Source organism: Streptomyces sp. NPDC045956 (genome assembly GCF_056430705.1).
This window is the reverse complement of sequence record NZ_JBWKKZ010000001.1, coordinates 531,736-551,259: the sequence shown is the minus strand read 5'-3', so window position 1 is coordinate 551,259 and position 19,524 is coordinate 531,736. Positions and strand designations below refer to the sequence as shown.

The 19,524-nt window shown below is 72.3% G+C and carries 22 protein-coding genes; 9 read left to right on the top strand and 13 right to left on the bottom strand.

Annotation, left to right across the window (positions count from 1 at the left end; genetic code table 11):
- Positions 1-156: 156 nt before the first annotated feature.
- Genes AC07FV_RS02390 through AC07FV_RS02375 form a run of 4 tightly spaced genes read left to right on the top strand, consistent with a single transcriptional unit; the run spans position 157 to position 3,363 of the window.
- The gene (locus AC07FV_RS02390) at positions 157-1,176 is read left to right on the top strand and encodes a metal ABC transporter substrate-binding protein (RefSeq protein WP_479084049.1); all 1,020 of its coding nucleotides are present in this window, start codon (positions 157-159) and stop codon (positions 1,174-1,176) included.
- A 38-nt stretch (positions 1,177-1,214) separates the two neighbouring features.
- The gene (locus AC07FV_RS02385; RefSeq protein WP_356603216.1) at positions 1,215-1,982 is read left to right on the top strand and encodes a metal ABC transporter ATP-binding protein; all 768 of its coding nucleotides are present in this window, start codon (positions 1,215-1,217) and stop codon (positions 1,980-1,982) included.
- On the top strand, positions 1,982-2,884 hold the full coding sequence (locus AC07FV_RS02380; protein ID WP_383642303.1) for a metal ABC transporter permease: 903 nt from the start codon (positions 1,982-1,984) through the stop codon (positions 2,882-2,884). The genes AC07FV_RS02385 and AC07FV_RS02380 overlap by 1 nt, the downstream gene beginning before the upstream one ends.
- A gap of 59 nt (positions 2,885-2,943) precedes the next feature.
- A complete protein-coding gene (locus tag AC07FV_RS02375) occupies positions 2,944-3,363 on the top strand; it encodes a Fur family transcriptional regulator (protein ID WP_383642306.1) in 420 nt (139 codons plus the stop codon).
- Between the two features lie 56 nt (positions 3,364-3,419).
- Here AC07FV_RS02375 and AC07FV_RS02370 read toward each other — a convergent pair whose 3' ends face one another.
- The 4 genes from AC07FV_RS02370 to AC07FV_RS02355 are packed head-to-tail and all read right to left on the bottom strand — an operon-like array spanning position 3,420 to position 5,502.
- Positions 3,420-4,268, bottom strand: a complete 849-nt coding sequence (locus AC07FV_RS02370; protein WP_479084047.1) for an isoprenyl transferase — start codon at positions 4,266-4,268, stop codon at positions 3,420-3,422.
- Between the two features lie 40 nt (positions 4,269-4,308).
- Positions 4,309-5,058, bottom strand: coding sequence for a DNA repair protein RecO (recO, locus tag AC07FV_RS02365; protein WP_356603224.1), 750 nt, complete (start codon positions 5,056-5,058; stop codon positions 4,309-4,311).
- A 22-nt stretch (positions 5,059-5,080) separates the two neighbouring features.
- On the bottom strand, positions 5,081-5,299 hold the full coding sequence (locus tag AC07FV_RS02360) for a hypothetical protein (protein ID WP_479084045.1): 219 nt from the start codon (positions 5,297-5,299) through the stop codon (positions 5,081-5,083).
- Positions 5,296-5,502, bottom strand: coding sequence for a hypothetical protein (locus tag AC07FV_RS02355; RefSeq protein ID WP_383642318.1), 207 nt, complete (start codon positions 5,500-5,502; stop codon positions 5,296-5,298). The genes AC07FV_RS02360 and AC07FV_RS02355 overlap by 4 nt, the downstream gene beginning before the upstream one ends.
- Positions 5,503-5,617: 115 nt before the next feature.
- On the opposite strand from AC07FV_RS02355, the gene AC07FV_RS02350 reads away from it, so the two are divergent.
- The 4 genes from AC07FV_RS02350 (at position 5,618) to AC07FV_RS02335 (ending at position 8,885) form a co-directional block, all read left to right on the top strand.
- Positions 5,618-6,451, top strand: a complete 834-nt coding sequence (locus AC07FV_RS02350; protein ID WP_479084044.1) for a helix-turn-helix domain-containing protein — start codon at positions 5,618-5,620, stop codon at positions 6,449-6,451.
- On the top strand, positions 6,433-6,717 hold the full coding sequence (locus AC07FV_RS02345) for a DUF397 domain-containing protein (RefSeq protein WP_479084042.1): 285 nt from the start codon (positions 6,433-6,435) through the stop codon (positions 6,715-6,717). The genes AC07FV_RS02350 and AC07FV_RS02345 overlap by 19 nt, the downstream gene beginning before the upstream one ends.
- Before the next feature lie 94 nt (positions 6,718-6,811).
- Positions 6,812-7,291, top strand: coding sequence for a cupin domain-containing protein (locus tag AC07FV_RS02340; protein ID WP_479084040.1), 480 nt, complete (start codon positions 6,812-6,814; stop codon positions 7,289-7,291).
- Positions 7,292-7,394: 103 nt separating this feature from the next.
- A complete protein-coding gene (locus AC07FV_RS02335; RefSeq protein WP_479084038.1) occupies positions 7,395-8,885 on the top strand; it encodes an alpha/beta hydrolase in 1,491 nt (496 codons plus the stop codon).
- Here AC07FV_RS02335 and AC07FV_RS02330 read toward each other — a convergent pair.
- The 8 genes from AC07FV_RS02330 to AC07FV_RS02295 all read right to left on the bottom strand — a co-directional run bounded on the left by AC07FV_RS02330 (position 8,873) and on the right by AC07FV_RS02295 (position 17,782).
- On the bottom strand, positions 8,873-9,550 hold the full coding sequence (locus AC07FV_RS02330; RefSeq protein ID WP_479084036.1) for a response regulator transcription factor: 678 nt from the start codon (positions 9,548-9,550) through the stop codon (positions 8,873-8,875). The genes AC07FV_RS02335 and AC07FV_RS02330 overlap by 13 nt on opposite strands.
- Positions 9,547-10,794 carry a sensor histidine kinase gene (locus AC07FV_RS02325; RefSeq protein ID WP_479084872.1) on the bottom strand — a complete coding sequence of 416 codons (1,248 nt, stop codon included), beginning with the start codon at positions 10,792-10,794 and terminating at the stop codon, positions 9,547-9,549. The genes AC07FV_RS02330 and AC07FV_RS02325 overlap by 4 nt, the downstream gene beginning before the upstream one ends.
- Positions 10,795-11,082: 288 nt before the next feature.
- The gene (locus tag AC07FV_RS02320) at positions 11,083-12,198 is read right to left on the bottom strand and encodes a hypothetical protein (RefSeq protein ID WP_479084035.1); all 1,116 of its coding nucleotides are present in this window, start codon (positions 12,196-12,198) and stop codon (positions 11,083-11,085) included.
- A gap of 70 nt (positions 12,199-12,268) precedes the next feature.
- Entirely contained in the window at positions 12,269-13,249 is a 981-nt protein-coding gene (locus AC07FV_RS02315; RefSeq protein ID WP_479084034.1) for an SCO2521 family protein, read from the bottom strand.
- Position 13,250: 1 nt separating this feature from the next.
- Positions 13,251-14,216: an SCO2522 family protein gene (locus AC07FV_RS02310; protein WP_479084032.1), complete on the bottom strand. Its 966-nt coding sequence runs from the start codon at positions 14,214-14,216 to the stop codon at positions 13,251-13,253.
- A complete protein-coding gene (locus AC07FV_RS02305) occupies positions 14,213-15,130 on the bottom strand; it encodes an SCO2523 family variant P-loop protein (protein ID WP_383642520.1) in 918 nt (305 codons plus the stop codon). The genes AC07FV_RS02310 and AC07FV_RS02305 overlap by 4 nt, the downstream gene beginning before the upstream one ends.
- Positions 15,131-15,132: 2 nt before the next feature.
- Positions 15,133-16,977: an SCO2524 family protein gene (locus tag AC07FV_RS02300; protein ID WP_479084030.1), complete on the bottom strand. Its 1,845-nt coding sequence runs from the start codon at positions 16,975-16,977 to the stop codon at positions 15,133-15,135.
- Between the two features lie 55 nt (positions 16,978-17,032).
- Positions 17,033-17,782: an SCO2525 family SAM-dependent methyltransferase gene (locus AC07FV_RS02295; protein WP_479084029.1), complete on the bottom strand. Its 750-nt coding sequence runs from the start codon at positions 17,780-17,782 to the stop codon at positions 17,033-17,035.
- A 278-nt stretch (positions 17,783-18,060) separates the two neighbouring features.
- On the opposite strand from AC07FV_RS02295, the gene AC07FV_RS02290 reads away from it, so the two are divergent.
- The gene (locus tag AC07FV_RS02290) at positions 18,061-18,606 is read left to right on the top strand and encodes a GNAT family N-acetyltransferase (RefSeq protein WP_479084027.1); all 546 of its coding nucleotides are present in this window, start codon (positions 18,061-18,063) and stop codon (positions 18,604-18,606) included.
- A gap of 57 nt (positions 18,607-18,663) precedes the next feature.
- On the opposite strand, the gene AC07FV_RS02285 is transcribed toward AC07FV_RS02290, so the two are convergent.
- Entirely contained in the window at positions 18,664-19,359 is a 696-nt protein-coding gene (locus AC07FV_RS02285) for a TerB family tellurite resistance protein (protein WP_479084025.1), read from the bottom strand.
- Positions 19,360-19,524: the final 165 nt, after the last annotated feature.

Sequence of the window (19,524 nt, the reverse complement as noted above, 5' to 3'; positions counted from 1 at the left end):
GCCTCGGTGGGGGGTGTTGGTCGGGAGACGGGCGGGCGAAGCGAGATGCTTCGAGAGAATGATTCAGGTTACCGGCGGGGGCCGCCCCCCGGCCAAATCGGGGGGCCGGAGACGCTTTGTTGACAACGGTTTCCATATTTGTTGAAAATGAGTGTCATGAACGTACGACGACGCCGCATATCCGGCATAGCAGTCACCGCGGCCGCCGCGCTCGGTCTCGGGACCCTCTCCGCCTGCTCCAGCGACGGCTCGGCGGCGGGCAAGCCCGGCAACACCGACAAGTTCGACGTCGTCGCGTCGTTCTACCCCATGGCCTTCCTCGCCGAGCAGATCGGCGGCGACCACGTCAGCGTGACCAGTCTGACCCAGCCCGGCCAGGAGCCGCACGACCTGGAGATCAGCGCCAAGCAGCGCGCCCAGCTCGAGGAGACGGACGCCGCGCTCTTCCTCAAGGGCCTCCAGCCCTCCGCCGACGAGGCCATCGCCCAGTCCGGCGCCAGGACGAAGATCGACGCGGCGACGCTGACCTCCCTGGAGGAGCACGGCGCCGAGGTCGGCGGCCACGCGGACGAGCACGGGCACGAGCACGCCGAGGGCGAGCACGCCGAGGAGGAGCACGCCGAGGAGGAACACGGCCACGACCACGGCGAGGGCGGCAAGGACCCCCACATCTGGCTCGACCCGGTCAAGTACGCCGAGGTCGCCGAGGGGGTCGGCAAGGCCTTCGAGAAGGCCGACCCGGACCACGCCGCGGACTACAAGAAGAACACCGCGGCCCTGGTCGCGAAGCTCGGCGACCTGAACACGACGTTCGAGACCGGGCTGAAGGACACGAAGACCAAGACCTTCATCACCACGCACGCCGCCTTCGGCTACCTCGCCGAGCGCTACGGCCTCACCGAGGAGGCCATCAGCGGCCTCAGCCCCGAGGCCGAGCCCAGCGCCGCCCGGGTCAGGGAACTGGCGAAGACGGCCAAGGCCGACGGCGTCTCCACGATCTTCTACGAGACGCTGGTCAGCGACGAGACCGCGAAGACGGTCGCCCGGGACGCCGGGCTGAAGACGGACGTCCTCGACCCGGTCGAGGGCATCACCGACAAGTCCCGCGGCGACGACTACTTCCAGGTCATGGAAGCCAACCTCAAGGCCCTCCAGGCGGCCCTGGGCACCAAGTGACCGACCAGACGGTCCAGAGCGATCAACCGGAGGGTGGCATGACCGAGCCCGTCATCTCGCTGCGCGGCGTCCGCGCCGAACTCGGCTCGCGCCCCGTCCTGCGCGGCATCGACCTCACCGTGCGCCGCGGCGAGGTCGTCGCCCTGCTCGGCGCCAACGGCTCGGGCAAGTCCACGGCCGTGCGCACCGTCATCGGCCAGGTGCCGGTCACGGCCGGGGAGGTCGAGCTGTTCGGCACCCCGCGGCGCCGCTTCCGCGCCTGGGCGCGCGTGGGCTACGTCCCGCAGCGCACCACGGCCGCGGGCGGCGTCCCCGCGACGGTGACCGAGGTCGTCTCCTCGGGCCGCCTCTCCCGGGCCCGCTTCGGCATCCTGCGCAAGGCCGACCACGAGGCCGTACGCCGGGCGCTCGACCTGGTCGGCATGGCGGACCGCGCCAAGGACTCCGTGGACGCCCTCTCCGGCGGCCAGCACCAGCGGGTCCTGATCGCCCGCGCGCTCGCCGCCGAACCCGAGCTGCTGATCATGGACGAGCCGATGGCCGGCGTCGACCTGGCCAGCCAGCAGGTCCTGGCCGACACCCTGCGCGAGCAGGTCGCCGCCGGCACCACCGTCCTGCTGGTCCTGCACGAACTGGGCCCCCTGGAGCCGCTGATCGACCGCGCGGTGGTGCTCCGCGACGGCTGCGTGCTGCACGACGGCCCGCCGCCGAAGGCGGTCGGCCAGCACGCGCTGCCCGGCCACGACCACGTCCACCCGCACGCACCGGCGGGCGCCGAACCGATCCGCACGGGACTGCTGAGCTGATGGAAATCCTGAACTACGCCTTCATGCAGCGGGCGCTGCTGGCGGCCGTCCTGGTCGGCATCACCGCCCCCGCCGTCGGCATCTACCTGGTCCAGCGCCGCCAGGCCCTCATGGGCGACGGCATCGGCCACGTGGCCATGACCGGCGTCGGCCTCGGCTTCCTGCTCACCTGGTCCCCGGTGTGGATGGCCACCCTGGTGTCCGTGCTCGGCGCGGTCCTCATGGAGCTGATCCGCTGGTACGGCAGGACCCGCGGCGACATCGCCCTCGCCATGCTCTTCTACGGCGGCATGGCGGGCGGCGTGATGTTCATCAACCTCGCGCCGACGGGTTCCAACGCCAACCTCACCTCGTACCTCTTCGGCTCCCTCTCCACGGTCTCCGAGTCGGACGTCACGGCGATCTGCCTGCTGGCCGCCTTCGTGGTCCTCGTCACCGTCGGCCTGCGCCGCCAGCTCTTCGCGGTCAGCCAGGACGAGGAGTTCGCCCGGGTCACCGGCCTGCCGGTGCGGGCGCTGAACCTGCTCACCGCCGTCACCGCCGCCGTGACCGTGACGGTGGCGATGCGCGTGGTCGGGCTGCTGCTCGTGTCGGCGCTGATGGTGGTCCCGGTGGCCGCCGCCCAGCAGCTCACCCGCAGCTTCGCCGCCACCTTCGCCGTCGCCGTGGCCATCGGCGTCAGCGTGACCATCGGCGGCACGGTCACCTCGTACTACCAGGACGTGCCGCCCGGCGCGACCATCGTGCTGCTCACCATCGGAGCGTTCGTGCTGCTGACCGCGCTGGCCGTGCCACTGGCCCGGCGACGCGCGCGGGCGGCCGCCGCGGCGGAGCCGTCCGGCGATCCGACGGAATGCAAGATTCCAGCCACCCGGGGGGCCGGCGACGGGTTCGGCGTCTGACTGCCGCCCGGCCGGGCTGGCACAATGGCCCGGCAAGCCGCAGACGTGAGGAGGAACCGGTGACGACCGCTGGACCGCCCGTGAAGGGACGTGCCACCCGGCAGCGGGCCGCCGTGTCGGCGGCTCTCCAGGAGGTCGAGGAGTTCCGCAGCGCTCAGGAGCTCCACGACATGCTCAAGCACAAGGGCGACTCCGTCGGGCTCACCACGGTCTACCGCACCCTTCAGTCCCTCGCCGACGCCGGCGAGGTCGACGTCCTGCGCACCGCCGACGGCGAGTCCGTCTACCGCCGCTGCTCCAGCGACGACCACCACCACCACCTGGTCTGCCGCACCTGCGGCAAGGCGGTCGAGGTCGAGGGCCCCGCCGTGGAGAAGTGGGCGGAGGCCATCGCCGCCGAGCACGGCTACGTCAACGTGGCGCACACGGTGGAGATCTTCGGCACGTGCGCCGACTGCGCGGGTGCCGCCGGCGGCTGAGCCGGCGGGGCCGGGGCCGCGCCCCGGGCCCCCTCATCGGCCTGACGGCCTCGTCCTCAGAGGCCGGACGGGCTGGGGCTGTCCGTCCCCTCCATGGCCAGCAGCTCCTCGTTCGGGATCGCGCCGCCGAAGCGGCGGTCCCGGGAGGCGAACTCCAGGCAGGCCCGCCACAGGTCCCGCCGGTCGAAGTCGGGCCACAGCACGTCCTGGAACACCATCTCGGCGTACGCGCTCTGCCAGAGCAGGTAGTTGGACGTGCGCTGCTCACCGCTCGGCCGCAGGAACAGGTCCACGTCCGGCATGTCCGGGTAGTACAGGTACTTCGCGAGCGTCTTCTCGTTCACCTTCGACGGGTCGAGCCGTCCGGCCCGCACGTCCTCGGCGAGGGCCTGCGCCGCGTCGGCGATCTCGGCGCGCCCGCCGTAGTTCATGCAGAAGTACAGGGTCAGCCGGTCGTTGCCCTTGGTCTGCTCCTGGGCGACCTGCAGTTCCTTGGCGACCGACTTCCACAGCTTGGGCATCCGGCCCACCCAGCGGACGCGGATGCCCAGCTCGTCGAGCTGGTCGCGGGTCTTGCGGATGAAGTCCCGGTTGAAGTTCATCAGGAAGCGCACCTCGTCCGGCGACCGCTTCCAGTTCTCGGTGGAGAAGGCGTACAGGGAGATGTTCCGCACGCCCATCTCGATGCCGCCCTGGAGGACGTCCAGCACCCGCTCGGCACCGACCTTGTGGCCCTCGGTGCGCGGCAGCCCGCGCTCCTTGGCCCAGCGCCCGTTGCCGTCCATGACGATCGCCACATGCTCCGGTACCAGCTCACCGAGTTTCGGGGGCCGTGCGCCGGACGGGTGCGGCTCCGGCGTCCTGTAGTCCCGGCGCTGACGCCCCAGGAACCCGCGTACGGCCATGTGTCTCTCGTCTCCTCGTGCTGTCTGCTCTTCTGGTCTTCTAGGACTTCTCGACGTAGCGCAGGGAGCGCAGGCCGCGCTCCAGATGCCAGTGCAGGTACGCGGACACCAGCCCGCTCCCCTCCCGGACGTACCGCGACTCGCACGCGTCCGCGGTCCCCCAGTCTCCCGCGAGCAGCGCTCCGAGCAGTTCCAGGGCCTGCGGCGAGGGTACGACGCTGCCGGGTACCCGGCAGTCCGCGCAGACGGTGCCGCCCGAGCCGACCGAGAAGAACCGGTTCGGGCCGGGCATGCCGCACTTCGCGCAGTCCCCGAAGGTGGGGGCGTACCCGTTGACCGCGAGGGAGCGCAGCAGGAACGCGTCGAGGACCAGGTTCGGCGCGTGCTCGCCCCGGGCGAGGGTCCGCAGGGCACCGACCAGCAGCAGGTACTGCTGCACCGCCGGCTCCCCCTCGTGGTCGGTGAACCGCTCGGCAGTCTCCAGCATGGCGGTCCCCGCCGTGTACCGCGCGTAGTCGGTGACGATCCCGCCGCCGTACGGCGCGATGGTCTCGCTCTGCGTGCACAGCGGCAGCCCGCGCCCGACCAGCTCGCTGCCCCTGGCGAAGAACTGCACGTCCACATGGGAGAACGGCTCCAGCCGCGCCCCGAACTTCGACTTCGTCCGCCGCACCCCGCGCGCCACGGCGCGTACGCGTCCGTGACCGCGTGTGAGCAAGGTGATGATCCGGTCCGCCTCACCCAGCTTCTGGGTGCGCAGCACGATGCCGTCGTCGCGGAACAGACTCATGCGGACCATTCTCGCGCATGCTTCAAGGCACCTCGCCACGGCTTCGGGCGTTGGTGTACGCCGTCGCCGCGCTGAGCCGCTCGGACGGGGTGGCGTGGCGTACGTCACCCGGCTCGGCGTCCCACTCACGGCCCCCGCCGTACGGGCGCATCTGGACGTACGGGCCCTCGTACCCCATGACGACGCCGACCCGTCCGCTGCGGGTGTCGACGGCATAGGTCCCCACGGGCGGCGTCGTCATCGGAGGGCCGCCGCGAGTCGCCTGGCGGTCTCGACGGAGCACCGGCCCAATTCGACGAGCGGACAGGGTGCCTCGCGCGCAAGACTCACCGGGTCGAGCCCGAGCGACGGGAGAGTAATTCCGGCCTTCGCGAGCGCCGCGCGCAATTCTTTCACCGTGTCCTCCGCTTCTTCGACGCAGGGCGCCGAGTGTGGTGCCTTCACCGTGTTCCCCTTCCCTTTACGGTTTCAGTCTTCACATCCCCAGAATGCCGTGCCGTGACTACACTCGATGGGAGTCAGTGCACTACAAGTGGGGTTCAGTGGCGGGGGGTTGGTTATGGCCAACGGTTCACGGCAAGCGGCGTGGGAGTTCTTCGGCGCGGAACTGAAACGGCGGCGAGAGGACGCGGGAATCACCCAAGTCGAGCTGGGTACAAGGGTATTCGTGTCGGGTGGTTACATCGGCCAGTTCGAACAGGCAATTCGCAAGCCGCAGCTGGATGTGGCCCAGCGGATTGACGGGGTACTGCAAACCGACGGTATTTTCGAGCGGCTGTGCAGGAAGTTGATTGATGAACCGGGTTACGCGGATTACTTCGCGGGTGTTGTGGAGCTGGAACGACTGGCAACGCGGATCTGCGAGTTCGCGCCGACGGTCGTACCGGGGCTGCTACAGACGAGGGAGTACGCGCGCGCGGTCACCATCGCCGCCAACCCGTTCCGGTCCGACGCTTACGTCGACGAGATGGTCACCGCCCGGCTGGAGCGGTCGGTGATCCTGGGCGACGCTGCACGGCCCGAGTATTGGGTGGTTCTGCACGAGAGCGTGTTGCGGCTCCCCGTAGGCGGCCCGCTGACGATGGCGGCGCAACTGGGACACGTCGCTCGGTCGTTGCGTGAGCGCACGGCGGTGGTGGCGGTGCTTCCGAACGAGGCTGGGGCGCATGCGGCCATGGGCGGGATGCTGAAGCTCATGGACTTCGAAGACGCCCCACCGGTGGCCTATACAGAGACGGAGTATTCGGGGACGCTCATCGACGCTCCAGCCGTGGTGGTGCATGCTCAGCGCACATACGATCTGCTCAGGGTCGCCGCGCTGTCGCCGGAGGTGTCCCTGGCCCTGATCGAGTCGGCGGCGGAGGACCTCAGACGATGCGCGAGTACGACCTGACCCACGCCCGCTGGACGAAAAGCAGCTACAGCAACGGCGAGGGCGGCAGCTGCGTCGAGGTCGCCTGCGACTTCCCCGGCGCCGCCCGCTGGCGCAAGAGCAGCCACAGCAACGGCCAAGGCGGCGACTGCGTCGAGGTCGCCGACGGAGTCGTGGGCCTCGTGCCCGTGCGGGACAGCAAGGTGCCCGGCGGGCCGGTGCTCGTCGTCGGGGCGGTCGCCTGGGCGGAGTTCGTCCGCACCGTGGGGGCCGTCCCTCGGGCCTGAGCCCCACGGCCCGCCCCTTCGATCTTGCGGACGATGCCCGAAGTGCCCTCCGTCGGGGAGAGTTGCCCCGACACTCACGGAGAGAGGGGCACCCATGTCGTACCCGGAGCCGCGCTACCTCGGCGAGAAGGGCGAGATCAACGCCGTGTTCAGAGGTGCCGACACCCCGCCGGACATCGTCTCCCCCGGCGGCACCAAGACCCACTACCTCGCGAGCCACGCCTCCACGGGCGGGGAGTTCGGGCTGTACAAGGTGGACATGGGCCCCAAGGCGCCGGGCGCCAGGACGCACTTCCACCGGAGCATCTCGGAGTCCTTCTACGTCCTGTCGGGTGAGCTGAAGCTGTACGACGGCGAGCGCTGGGTCACCAGCCGCCAGGGCGACTTCCTGTACGTGCCGGTCGGCGGACTGCACGCCTTCAAGAACGACAGCGACGACCCGGTCTCCATGCTGATGCTCTTCTCGCCGGGCGCCCCGCGCGAGGAGTACTTCGAGCACGTGGCCGAGTTCGCGCAGCGCGGCGGCGAGGAGCTGCGGGAGTTCCAGGTGAAGCACGACAGCTTCTTCCTGTGACGGGTCGGGGAGAACCCCGAGGGCCCTCCCTGGGGTAATCCCCCCTGTTTTTCAGGCTGTTGCCCGGATGGGGAGGGCCCCGGACATCCGCGAGGCTCGTCGCATGACGCAGCGCACCCGCACCATCCGCAACGCCGCCGTCGTCGGCGTGTCCACGGCCCTCCTCGGGATCACCGCGCCGGTGACGGCCTCCGCCGCCTCGCGCCCCGCCGAGCCCCTCGTCTGGACCGCCTGCCAGGGCACCGGACTCGATCCCCGCCAGCAGTGCGCCACCCTCCGGGTCCCCATGGACCACGCCGACCCGGACGGCCCGCGCATCGACATCGCCGTCTCGCGCATCCCGAGCGAGGACCCGGACACCCGGCGCGGAGTGCTCCTGCTCATCGCGGGCGGCCCCGGCGGCTCCAGCCTGAACGACCCCTCGGGAAAGGGACAGAAGCTGCCCCAGGACGTCCGTGACACCTACGACCTCGTCGGGTTCGCGCCGCGCGGACTCGCCCCGTCCACCTCCGTCGACTGCGGCCTGGAACACGCCGACCTCGCCACGTCCAGACTCCGCCCGTGGCCGGCGCCCGACGGTTCGGTGGACGGGAACATGGCCACCGCCCGCCGCACGGCCGACGCCTGCGTCCGCAACGGCGGCGAGCTGATCAAGCACCTCAGCACGGCCAACGAGGCCCGCGACATCGACCTCCTGCGGGCCGCGCTCGGCGAGCGGCGGATCTCCGCGTGGGGGACGTCGTACGGGACGTACGTGGGGGCGGTGTACGCGCAGAAGTTCCCGCACCGCACCGACCGCGTCCTGCTGGACAGCGTCGACGACCCGGACCCGGCCCGCGTCAACCGCGCCTGGCTGGCCGCGCACGAGGAGGGCGTCGAGGACACCTTCCCGCACTTCGCCGCCTGGGCGTCGGACCCGGACAACCCCGACCGGCTGGCCGTGCGGGCCGCCGACGTACGGCCGATGTTCCTGCGGCTCGCCGCCCGGCTCGACCGCGAGCCGATCCCCTGGCCCGGCGCCAACCCCGAGGAGCTGAACGGCAACGTGCTGCGCCAGACCATGCTGGACAGCCTCTACTCCCCCAGCCGCTACCCGACGCTCGCCCGGCTGATGCGGGCCGCCCAGGAGGGCACGGTGCCGCCCGCGCCCCAGGCACCGCCCGAGGCCGTGCTCCAGAACGTCACCGCCGTGGGGGCCGGGACGCTCTGCAACGACGTGGCCTGGCCCACGTCGCAGGCCGTCTACGAGAAGGGCGTCGCCGAGAGCCGCGCCAAGTACCCGCTCACCGCCGGGATGCCCCGCAACGCCATGCTGTGCGCCGCCTGGCCGTACCCGCCGCGCGAGGCGCCGGTGCGGATCACCGACGAGGGACCGTCCAACATCATGCTGCTCTCCAACGAGCGGGACGTCGCCACCCCGCTCGCCGGCGCCCTGAAGATGCGGGAGGCGCTCGGCCGGCGCGCGGTCCTGGTCACCGTGGACTCCACCGGCCACAACCCCTACCTCGCCAACGGCAACGCCTGCGGCGACGGGACCGCCTCCCGCTTCCTGGCGACCGGGCAGCGGCCGGGCACGGACGCCTACTGCCGCTGACCGGTACCCGGCGTCACCAGCCCCGACTCGTAGCCCACGATGACCAGTTGCGCCCGGTCCCGCGCCCCGAGCTTGCCCATGATGCGGCTGACATGGGTCTTCGCCGTCAGCGGGCTCAGTCCGAGGGAGTCGGCGATCTCCGTGTTGGTGAGGCCGCGGGCGACCAGGGTGAGCACCTGGCGCTCGCGGTCCGACAGGCAGTCGGGGCCCGCTCCGCCCGCCGCGGGCGTGGCGGGGCTGCGCAGGAAGCGTTCGATCAGCCGGGCCGTCGGGCCCGGGGACAGGAGCGCGTCGCCGGCCGTCACCGTGCGGATGGCGTCCAGGAGTTCGGCGGGCCGCGTGTCCTTCACCAGGAAGCCGGAGGCGCCCGCACGGAGCGCCTCCACGATGTTGTCGTCGGTGTCGTAGGTGGTGAGGACCAGCACCTTCACACCCGCGAGGTCCTCGTCCGCCGCGATGAGCCGGGTCGCCTCGATGCCGTCCAGGTCGGGCATGCGGATGTCCATGACGACGAGGTCGGCGCGGTCGGAGCGGGCCCGTTCCACGGCCTGGCGGCCGGTGCCCGCCTCGCCGACGACCTCCATGTCGGGGGCCGACGCGACGAGCAGGGCGAACGCGGCGCGGACGAGGTTCTGGTCGTCCGCGAGCAGCACGCGTATGGTCATCCGTCTCTCTCCGGGGTCGCGGGCGTCAGGGGTGTGGCGGGCGCCGAGGGAGCCGTGGGGGTCGGCAGGAGCGCCGTCACCGCGAAGCCGCGGGCGCCCTGGGCCCTCGGCCCGGCGTCGAGTGTGCCACCCACGCTGCGGGCCCGTTCGCGCATGCCGACGAGGCCGAAACCGGGGGTGCCGTCGAGGCCGGTGGCCGCGGGGGCCGCGGGGTTGCCGGGGCCGGTGCCGTCGTCCGTGACGGACAGGCGCAGGGCGCCCCGCTCGCCGCGCACCTCGACGCGGACGGACGGTTCGGGTCCCGCGTGGCGTACGGCGTTGGTCAGCGCCTCCTGCACGATGCGGTAGGCGGCGGCGCCGACCGCGGGCGGCACGGTGCCGGCGTCCACCGACAGTTCCGCCCGGGCTCCGGCGAGCCGCGCGGCCTCCACCAGGTCGGGCAGTCCGTGCAGTCCGGGCAGGGGGCCGCGCGCGTCGGGCGCGTCCTGCTCCCGCAGGACCTCCAGCGTGGTCCGCAGCTCACCGCGCGCCGAGCGGCAGGTCTCGGCGATGTCGTCGAGGGCCTTGGCGACCGCGGCCCGGTCCAGGCGGTCGGGGTCGGCGGTCAGGACGTGGGCGGCGACCGAGGTCTGCACGCCGATGAGGGTGATGCTGTGCGCCAGCAGGTCGTGCAGGTCCCGGGCGACACGCAGGCGTTCCTCGGCGACGCGGCGCCGGGCCTCCTCCTCGCGGGTGCGTTCGGCGCGCTCGGCACGCTCGACGATGGCGGCGACGTACTGGCGGTAGTAGCGGACGTCGACGCCGGCGAAGAGGATGGCGACCACCCAGCCGGAGATCCGGAGCAGTTCGACGGCCTGGTGGGTGTCGACGGTGAGCATGATGCTCACGGAGAACGTGAGGACGGCGACGCCGGTCAGGATCGTGCGCAGCGGCCGGCCGGTGACGGCGAGCGTGTAGAGCGCGACGTAGGAGGCGGGGCCGGGCGCGGCGTGGTTGTTGTCCAGGGCGTGGTACGGCCCGACCAGGACCACCACCGCCGCGAGCACCAGCAGCGGGTGCCGGCGCCGCCACACGATCGGGACGTGCGCGGCGACCAGCAGCGTCCAGCCCGCCGCGTCCGGGCGGCGGCCCTCGTCCGTGAAGAGCGCCAGGCAGGCCGCCACGGCGAGCAGGGCCGCGGCGAGCATCGCGTCGTTGCGGGTGCCGTGCGGGGAGGTGCGGGGATCGCGGTTGATCACGGCCATGATCCGCTCGCCGAGGCGGGGTCCGGGCGCGTTCGCGGGGGGTGCGTGCACGGGCCCATCCTCCGCGACGGACACGCCCCTGCGCCGCCCCCCGCCCGCCGGCCCTGCCTCACCGCTTGTTCCCACGGCCCCCATCTGACGGGCTCCCTGCACTGGATGTCCGGTTCGCTGTCCAGACTTCCGGCGGCGGGGTGCCGTCGCGTCGGGCGTGAGGGCGAGTGTGCGGTTACTGCCCGGGGTGACGCCCGGCCGCCCCTACTCCCCCGGGAGTACCGGGTCGGCGCGCGGTCAGGCCCGGTCGACCATCCAGTTGCCGTCCTCCTCGGCGTCGACCCGCACCTCCAGCTCGCGCAGGCCCATGCCGGCGTCCCACAGCTCCTTGAAGCGCTTCAGCCGGTCCCGCACGTAGTCCTGGCGCGCGGTGAGCCGGGTCCGGACGTTGACGTCGCGCAGGTCCTGCTCGATCTCGAACGACACCTCCTCGTCGTAGAGGATGAAGTCGTTGGTGGTGCCGCGCTGGAGATGCGGGGGCAGTTCGGGCAGGACGGCCACCCGGACGTCGATGCGCCGCAGTTCCTGCTCCTCGCACAGTCTCAGCAGCCGGTCGTCCAGCTCCCGGGCGCTCTCCAGCAGGAACAGCCGGCGCACCGAGACGCCCTGCTCGTCGATCGCCTCCTGCTGCGCGTCCAGGTAGCGTCCGGCGGGTTCGCTGTTCCAGAACTCCCGGTCGACGGAGGTGCTGGTGGCGCAGATGGAGTGCTCGGCGGCCCGGGTGAGGGTGAGCATCCAGTCGTGGTTCTCGCCGGGGCACTCGGCGCTCTGGTTGGTGAGGTCCGCCATGTGGCCGACCACCCGCGTCATCTCCAGGTGGACGAAGGTGTGCAGGATCGACGGGTCGGGCAGCAGCACGTCGGCGAAGCCCTTGGCGAGGTCGGGCACGCTGTCGATGCGGGCCCGGTCCAGCGGCGGGTAGGAGTCCGCCGACCGGTGGTCCGCCTGCGTGACGTGGCTCTCGACCAGCTGCTTCACGTCCTCGGTGTGCCGGGTCAGGCCGGTCCGTAACTCGTCGTCGTACCGGGTCAGGCCCTCCCGGACGGCGGCGGTGTTCTCGGCCAGGGCGCTCTCCACCCGGCGGGTGTGCTCCTCCAGCCGCACGCCGTCCGGGAGGGGCGCCGGGCCGAGGAGGTACTGGACGGCCAGGGCGGCGCCGGCGCAGAGCACGGCGGCCGCGAACTGCCGCAGCGTGCCGTCCTCCGGGCTCAGCAGCGCCGTGACGCTCCAGAACAGGGCGCCGACGACCAGGGCGACCAGCAGCATGCGGGCCCATGGCGACTCCCCTCTCGGGTCCGCCGGGTCCCGGGTGCGGGCCGTGTCGTCGGGGCGGGGTGACTGTGCCGTGCTCATCTCGCTTCTCCCCCCGTTGGGATGTGCGTCGGATCGGGGCGGGGATGTGCGTGGGAGGCGCCGGCGCCGGTCAGGGGACCGACTCCACCTCCCGGTGGGCTGAGGGAATGGCGTGCAGGGTGAGCTGGTCGCGGATGCGCTGCACCAGGGCCCGCCACTGCCGGCTGAAGCCGGGCCGCTCCTCGAGCGGGTCCCACAGCGGGGCCAGGTCCCCGGCCACCCGGGCCGCGGGCATCCACAGGTGCAGCAGGTGGTCGACGGCCGGGCGCAGCGCCCGGACGACGGCGCCCGCGTCCTCGGCGGCTCCCTGGCCCAGCCGGAGGCCGTCGAACATGCGGACCACGGTGGTGAGCAGCCAGTCGTGCAGGGCGAGGTCGTCGCAGAGCACCGCGAGGTCGGCGCCGTCGGTGCCCTCGGGCACCCGGAGCCGTACGGTGCGCAGTTCGACCTCGGCGAGGGTGAAGCGCTCGATGGTGGGGCCCTCGCCCGGACCGGCGGGCAGCGCCACCCAGCGCAGCCGGGTCTGGCGGGACCGGAAGGGCGGGCGCTGGTCGAGGAGCGGGTGGCGCAGCAGCCGGGTGAGCAGCCCGTCGGCTATCACTCCGACGTCCAGGTCGCCGTGGAGCGCGCCGTCGAGCACGCCCTGCGCGACCGCCTCCAGGGGGAGTTTCCCCAGCGGTTCGACCTCGCCGGGCCGCACCAGGTACTCGCCCCACGGCCGCCGCTGGTCCGGGCCGGACGCGGGCGCCCGGAAGCGGGCGGAGGTCTGCAACAGGCGCCCCTCGGTGAGCGCGGCGCGGGCGGCGACGGTGCCGACCGCGCGGACGCGGGCGCCGTTGGCGCTGGGCAGCGGGCAGTCGACGCCGGTCAGGGTGTCGGGGGAACGCGCGTAGAGGCCCGGACGCTCGGAGAGCAGGACCCGTTCGTCGGCGCGCAGGGCCAGGAGCTGGGCGGCGGACCGGATGTCCAGGGCCTGCCGGGCGGGGAGCAGGCAGGTGCGGACCTCGCCGCAGAGGAGGTCCCCGCCCGGAGTGCGCTGCCGCGGCGCCACGTCACGGCCCCGCGTAGTAGACGTAGGAGACGCGGTCGGCGACCGGGTCGGGCACGGGCACACGCTCCCGGCCGGAGCGGTCGGCGACCTGGGCGAGGGCTCCGGGGTCGACCTCGATCTGGTCGAGGATCACGCGGACGGCGTGCTCGACGGGGAGGAACCGGGTGGGCAGCACCGAGCAGGTCCGGTAGGCGGCGAAGGGGTCCGCGCGGTCGTCGAGCCGGAGCAGGGCGGGCAGCTCGTCCCAGTCGTCCGGGAAGCCGGTGCCGGTGTGCGGCCGGGGGACGAGGACGGCGTCGCCCTCGTTGCGCAGCAGTCCGAGGCGGGCGAGCTGCCACACGGCCGCGAGGAAGGGGCAGGACCAGGTGCGGTGCCCGTCGGCGTCGTCGCTCCACAGCTCGACGTCGAGGAAGACGGAGTGGCGGCGGGCGGCGGTCTCCCGGGGCGGCTGCCAGGGGACGGCGCGCTTCATCGCCTGCGGAGCGCGGGCGACGGGGCTGCGCTCGCCGTTGGCCAGCCAGCCGGTCTGCGCGGCGGGCGGACGCGTGCCGTGGCTGCCGGGGGGCGGCGACTCGACGATGCGCCCGGCCACCGCCTCGGCGACGGGCACCTTGCCGGTGACGGCGCAGCCGGACTCGCGGGCCAGGTAGTCGACGCGCAGCCCGGCCCGCTCGGCCTCCGCGAGCAGCATGGGCACGACGTCGGCGGGGGTGGAGAAGCGGGTGAAGTAGTCGTCGATGAGGAAGCAGGTGCTGATCCGGGCGCGCTTGCCGCCGGCCCGCGCGGTGGCGGCGGTACGCGCCGCCTCCACCCAGGGGCGCACCTCCGCGAAGTGCCGGCGCAGACGGGCGGGCCCGGCCTCGAAGTCCTCCATGTACAGGTGGCCCAGCTCCAGCGAGAGGTGCGCGAGCGGCACCGACTGGGTGCGCGGCTCGGCCGCGGTCTCCCGGAACACCCCGCCCGTCACGGCCGCCCCCAGTGCGAGTCGTCGGTGAGCCGCCGGGCGATCTCCTCCAGCGCTTCCAGGGTCTCCTTGTTGGCGATCTGGGTGGAGAGCACGTCCTCCTCGGTGATCAGCTGTTCGCGCCACTGGAGTATCGGCTCCAGCGGTACGACGCCGAGGACCACGCTGTCGCCGATGCGATGCTCCGCGGCGAGCCGGCGCAGCGCCTCGTCGCAGGCCTGCATCCAGGCGGCCTGGGCGGGCGAGCCCTGGGACCACAGCGGCGACTCGGGGTCGGGTACGGCGGCGCGGACGAAGCGGATCGCGGCGCGCAGGGCGTCCTCGTCGTGGCCCCGGTCGACGCCACCGCCGATGATGCCGTGGGCCGCGTGGACGAGGCCGGAGGCGGCGATCACGTGCTGGCGCGTCCAGCGGTGGAAGACGAGCCAGCGGAAGGGGACGTGGCGCATCCGGGGGTGGGCGGTGGCCGCGAGGGCCATGTCGACGGCGTAGCTGCGGCCCGCGCTGAGGTCGACGACGGTGATGTCGAACTCGCCGTTGAGCCGCAGCAGCAGGTCGACGCACCGCTCCAGGGTCTCCTCGCCGGTGGCGAACTCGCCGCCGCCGATGTCGCCGGGGAACAGGACGAGCCGGCCGGACTGGTTGGGCCGGGCCCGCAGCAGGGGGTGTTCGGTCTGGCGCCAGACGTCGATCCTGGCCGGCTCGGCGGTCTCGCCCTCCAGGTAGGAGTGCAGGCCGCGTTCCTCGGTGCCGCGCACGGCGCCGGGCACGTCGAAGACGGCGGCGGCGGTGGGCGAGCCGAAGTCGAAGTCCACGTAGGCCACGTGATCGCCGGTGAGGGCACGCTGGTAGGCCAGGTTGGCGCTGGTCACCGACCGCCCGGTGCCTCCTTTGTCGGAGGCGGCGAAGACGAGCACGCTCACACCTCCTGCGCGGCGGCGCCCCTGGCCTGGGCCAGGGTGTCGAGTTCCTGCAGGACGGGGAGGGCCAGCGCGAAGGCCGTGGCGGGGCGTTCGTCGACCAGGCCGCGGGCGTGGTCGAGGCGGCTCTCGATGCTGCGCATGGCCCGGGCCCGGCTGCCGTCGACGGCGGCGGACGCCTCCAGCTGTTCCTTGCCGAACAGATGGGTGGCCTCGCTGAGCAGTTCGCGGGCCAGCTCGGCCAGTTCCGGGCTGCGGATGGGCTGCTGCTCGTAGAGGTTGCGGGCGGCGACGAGGCATTCGGTGACGCGCTCGGTGATGCTCCAGGACATGCGCAGGCCGGCGGTGCGCGCGTCGGGGTAGACGGACCGGACGTCGTCCCAGAGGCCGGCGCCGTCCTCGTCGTCGATGCGCCGGGCCCACAGGTGCTCGAAGGCCTGCTCGGCCAGGCGCAGCAGCCGGTCCTGCGCGCCGATGTTCCGGGAGAGCGTGGCCAGTTGGATGATCCGCTTGAGGAGCTGGGCCGAGTAGTCGGTCATCCGCCACAGGAGGACCCCGCCGGAGTGCTCGGACCCGGCGAGCGGCATGGTGACGCCGGGGGTGTGCAGCCTGATGGTGGGGTCGTCCTTGGTCATCCGGCTGGTGACCCGGCCCCGGTCGGCGAGGCGTTCCATGACGGCGACGGTACGGGTGAGGTCGTCGTCGGTGGCCTTCCGGCGGATCAGGTCGTGGACGAGGATGGCCGCGACGGTCAGGGAGAAGTACTCGGACTCCAGGCGCAGGCCGGTGGTCTGCCAGGGCAGGTCCTCCAGGGGCCAGCGCTCGGCGCCGAAGCGGGCGATCGCGGACCAGTACTGCTGGCTGAGTTCCCAGCGCAGGCGCAGCGCCTCGGCCAGCTTCTGCTGGTCGGCGTCGAGCAGCCCGAGGGTGAGGGTGCGGTCGGAGAACAGGTCCTGGATGCCGTCGAGGGCGACGACCGTGAAGTACACGTAGGGCAGCCGGTCGGCGATGCCGTCGGGCTGCCCGTGGACCTGGACGTCGAGGTCGGTGACGGTCGGCGCGTCCCTGACGATGCCCCAGGCCCAGCCGCACTCGAAGAGCTGGCTCTCGTCGCGGATGCCCTCGTCGACCTGGATGCCCCGGGTCAGGCTCTCGATGATGGTGGCGCGCAGCGGGCGTAACTTGCGGGAGAACTGCTGGAGGACGGCCCGGTCGGACTGTCTGCCCTGTCCGACGACCTGGATGAGGCGCTTGCCCTGCTCGGACTCGGCGTCGAAGACGTTGACGGTGAAGGAGCGCAGGAGGCTGACCATGGCGGCGGTCAGCCGGGCGTTGGTGGCGTCCCTCAGCTCGGCGATCGCCCGGAGCACCTCGGGGCGGGTCGTGGTGCCCTCGTAGACCTTGAGGAATCCGAGGGTGGCGAGGCAGAGGGTGACGGACATGGAGTAGGAGTCGACCACGCCCAACTGGCTCTGCTCGTGGGTGATCTCGCCGTCGGGTTCGGCGGGCCGGAAGTAGTGTCCGCCCGCGAAGGTGGGGCTGTCGTCCGTGCCGGTGTGCGTGCGCATGAACTGGGTCAGCGCGGTGATGAGGTTGGGCGGGATCTCCAGCCGGCTGCCGATCCGGTCCAGGGCGCGCAGCACGTCGCGTTCGGTGGTGTCGGGCTGGTCCAGGCGGAAGGCGGGGACCTCGGTGGCCGGGTACAGCAGGCAGAGCAGGCGCTCGGCGTCCGCGACGCTGCTCAGCCCGTCGGTGTCCCCCCGGACGAGTTTCCCGTCCTCGAACGCATGACGGGCCATGGCCTGCCAGATCTCCAGCATGTGCTGGCGTGGCTTGATCTGCATTCCCCGCACCCCTCGTACAGATCCCGTTGCCCTGTGTTCAGCATGGTCCCCTTTCCTAGGGGACGGCAACCTCCGAATTGCGCCGCCCGAGGGCGAGAAGGATTCCCTCGTGTCCCGGCCGCACCACGTGGTGCAGATCGTGGATCTCCAGCTCCGTGGTGAAGGGTTCGAGGCTTTCCCTGGCCCGGTCCTCGTTCACCCGGTAGGCCGGGAAGTCGTGCTCGCCGACGCGGTAGCCGACCGACTCCTTCATGAAGGCGGCGGCGAACGGCGCGCCCTCGCCGAGGGCGTTCATGAAGCAGCGCACGCCCCGCTTGAACTCGTCGGGGCACTCGGACATGGAGTCGGCGACGAAGAACATGGTCCCCATGTCCCAGCGCCGGTGTCCGTCGAGGTCGAACAGGTTGCCCCGCTCCACCCGGACGATCTCGCCGAACCGGCTCCTCGGGTCGACGGCGGCGTAGGCGGGTGCCTCGCTCAGTACGTCCCAGAACGCGTCCCACGCCGTGTCGAAACCCCCGGAGGAGACCTGCCGCTCCAGGTATTCGACATTCGGACGCGCGAATTCCAGCAGCAGGATCTTCTCGCACCACGGGAGCATGGAGAGGGCGGGATAGAGATTCGCCCCGGCACCCACGTCGACGCCCCGCACCGAATCGGGTACGCCCCGGGAGAAACAGCGGCCGAAGTGCTCGCGCATCAACCGGACGATCAGCCGGTCCACTTCGAGCGGCGTCCGGTAGTTGTTGTCGACGTACACCTCGGGATCGAACTTCGACCAAGGTGCGTCGGCGTTGCGATCCATAGTCACCCTGCCGCGTTCCAATTGAATTCCGGACAAGCCCCAGTGCCGTGCACGGTAGGCCACCAGGACAGGCCGAGACAGCCGGGAACACGCCAGACCTCGTCCGCCGGGCGCACGTCGGGCGCACAGACGCACACCCTAACTCGCCCTTGCACGAGGCAAGTTGGAAGCTCACTCTAGCCAGAAGGGATCGCCGGCCGCCATACGGAGCCGCGTCCCCCTGGCGAATGAACATCGCGTCCGTCGAGTTGACCTCGCACGTCCTGACTGGGGGTTGCATGACCGCCGAACCGCTGGAACGTTCCCTGGACCGCCTCGATCGGCTCACGGATCCCAGCCCTCGTCGCCGCGACGACCCGCCGCTGGTCCTGCGCACGGCCCGGGAGCCCGACCTGCCCGAACTGCGGCGGCTCGACGAGGAGGTCTTCCAGGAGTTCGCCTACCCCGGCTTCCTCCTGCGCCAGCTCTTCGACATGTACGAGGAACACTTCCTGGTGCTGGACGACGGCACGGGCCGACTGCGCGGCTACGTACTCGCCGCCACCCGCGCGCTGGGCGCCGACAGCTGGATACTCGGCCTGTGCGTGACGCAGGACCGCCGGCGCCACGGGCTCGGCCGGGAGCTGATGACGGAGGTGCTGGACCGGCTGCGCCGGGACGGCATACGGGTGGTGCGCCTGACCGTGGAGCCCGCCAACCTCGCCGCCATCTTCCTCTACCGGGGGCTCGGCTTCCGCCCGGAGGAGCCCGACGGCGGTCTGCGCCCGGACTACTTCGGCCCGGGCATGCACCGCCAGATCATGCGCCTGGACCTGACGGACTAGGCCCTCCCGCTCCGCACCGCTCCGGCACCGGGGCCGCCGGCCCGTCGAGGGGTGCGGTCAGGACGGCGTGCCCGCCGACTCCAGCAGGCGGGTCACGTCGTCCGAGCAGAGGGTCAGCGCCGCGCCCACCGTGGCCAGCGCGTCGCGTTCGGCGGGGGTGTAGGGGCCGTCGGCCAGGGCGATGCGGGCGCCCTGGAGGAGGATGGACTCGCGGCCGACGGTGGCCAGGTGGGGGGCGAGGGGGTCCAGGGCCTCGTGGAGTTCTATGGCGAGGCCGGGCACGCAGGGCTCGCCGTGGACCCGGCCGGTGTCCGCCTCCAGCGCCTCCACGAGCGCGCCGAGCTGGTCCTCGGTGCAGTCCTCGAAGCCGGCCGCGCGCACCGCGACGGCGGCCGTCTCCAGCGACGTGCGCGAGCAGGCGCCGCCCGCGGCCAGGACGGCGAGGGCGACGGTGTGCACGGCGTCGCGGAGCATCGCGGAGAAGCGGGTGGTGGTCGGATGGTCGAGGACGTCGGTGCCGTAGTGGCGGCGGCAGGCCGCGCACTCGACGGTGGGCGCGGACTCGCCGCGCGGCAGCACGGGCACGCCGAGCAGGGTGAAGCGGCGGCGGCCGGTGAGCCGCTGGTAGTTGCGGTCGCCACCGCAGCCCGGGCAGAAGAACTCGCCGTCCCCGACGGGCGTCCACGCGGTGCGCGTGCCCAGGATGCGCGGCAGCCGGACAGCTCGGCCGTGTCGTTCCCGTCCAGGCAGCACGTCGCACCTCCGTAACCGCGCGACAGCATCGTCGCGCTGGCGTGATGTTAGCCACATCACCGACGTGGAGTCAGTACCCCGGAGGAGACCTTTCCGTGACCTGCACACGGAGTTGGCCGGTATCCGACCCGGCCCCGCCCGCCGGAGAACGGCGGGCGGGGTCGG

Bases quoted from the DNA above. Each gene is read 5' to 3' on its own strand.
- AC07FV_RS02390 (WP_479084049.1), top strand. From the start codon at position 157: ATGAACGTACGACGACGCCGCATATCCGGCATAGCAGTCACCGCGGCC.
- AC07FV_RS02385 (WP_356603216.1), top strand. From the start codon at position 1,215: ATGACCGAGCCCGTCATCTCGCTGCGCGGCGTCCGCGCCGAACTCGGC.
- AC07FV_RS02380 (WP_383642303.1), top strand. From the start codon at position 1,982: ATGGAAATCCTGAACTACGCCTTCATGCAGCGGGCGCTGCTGGCGGCC.
- AC07FV_RS02370 (WP_479084047.1), bottom strand. From the start codon at position 4,268: ATGGCCGTACGCGGGTTCCTGGGGCGTCAGCGCCGGGACTACAGGACG.
- recO (WP_356603224.1), bottom strand. From the start codon at position 5,058: ATGAGTCTGTTCCGCGACGACGGCATCGTGCTGCGCACCCAGAAGCTG.
- AC07FV_RS02360 (WP_479084045.1), bottom strand. From the start codon at position 5,299: ATGACGACGCCGCCCGTGGGGACCTATGCCGTCGACACCCGCAGCGGA.
- AC07FV_RS02350 (WP_479084044.1), top strand. From the start codon at position 5,618: ATGGCCAACGGTTCACGGCAAGCGGCGTGGGAGTTCTTCGGCGCGGAA.
- AC07FV_RS02345 (WP_479084042.1), top strand. From the start codon at position 6,433: ATGCGCGAGTACGACCTGACCCACGCCCGCTGGACGAAAAGCAGCTAC.
- AC07FV_RS02340 (WP_479084040.1), top strand. From the start codon at position 6,812: ATGTCGTACCCGGAGCCGCGCTACCTCGGCGAGAAGGGCGAGATCAAC.
- AC07FV_RS02335 (WP_479084038.1), top strand. From the start codon at position 7,395: ATGACGCAGCGCACCCGCACCATCCGCAACGCCGCCGTCGTCGGCGTG.
- AC07FV_RS02330 (WP_479084036.1), bottom strand. From the start codon at position 9,550: ATGACCATACGCGTGCTGCTCGCGGACGACCAGAACCTCGTCCGCGCC.
- AC07FV_RS02325 (WP_479084872.1), bottom strand. From the start codon at position 10,794: ATGGCCGTGATCAACCGCGATCCCCGCACCTCCCCGCACGGCACCCGC.
- AC07FV_RS02320 (WP_479084035.1), bottom strand. From the start codon at position 12,198: ATGAGCACGGCACAGTCACCCCGCCCCGACGACACGGCCCGCACCCGG.
- AC07FV_RS02300 (WP_479084030.1), bottom strand. From the start codon at position 16,977: ATGCAGATCAAGCCACGCCAGCACATGCTGGAGATCTGGCAGGCCATG.
- AC07FV_RS02295 (WP_479084029.1), bottom strand. From the start codon at position 17,782: ATGGATCGCAACGCCGACGCACCTTGGTCGAAGTTCGATCCCGAGGTG.
- AC07FV_RS02290 (WP_479084027.1), top strand. From the start codon at position 18,061: ATGACCGCCGAACCGCTGGAACGTTCCCTGGACCGCCTCGATCGGCTC.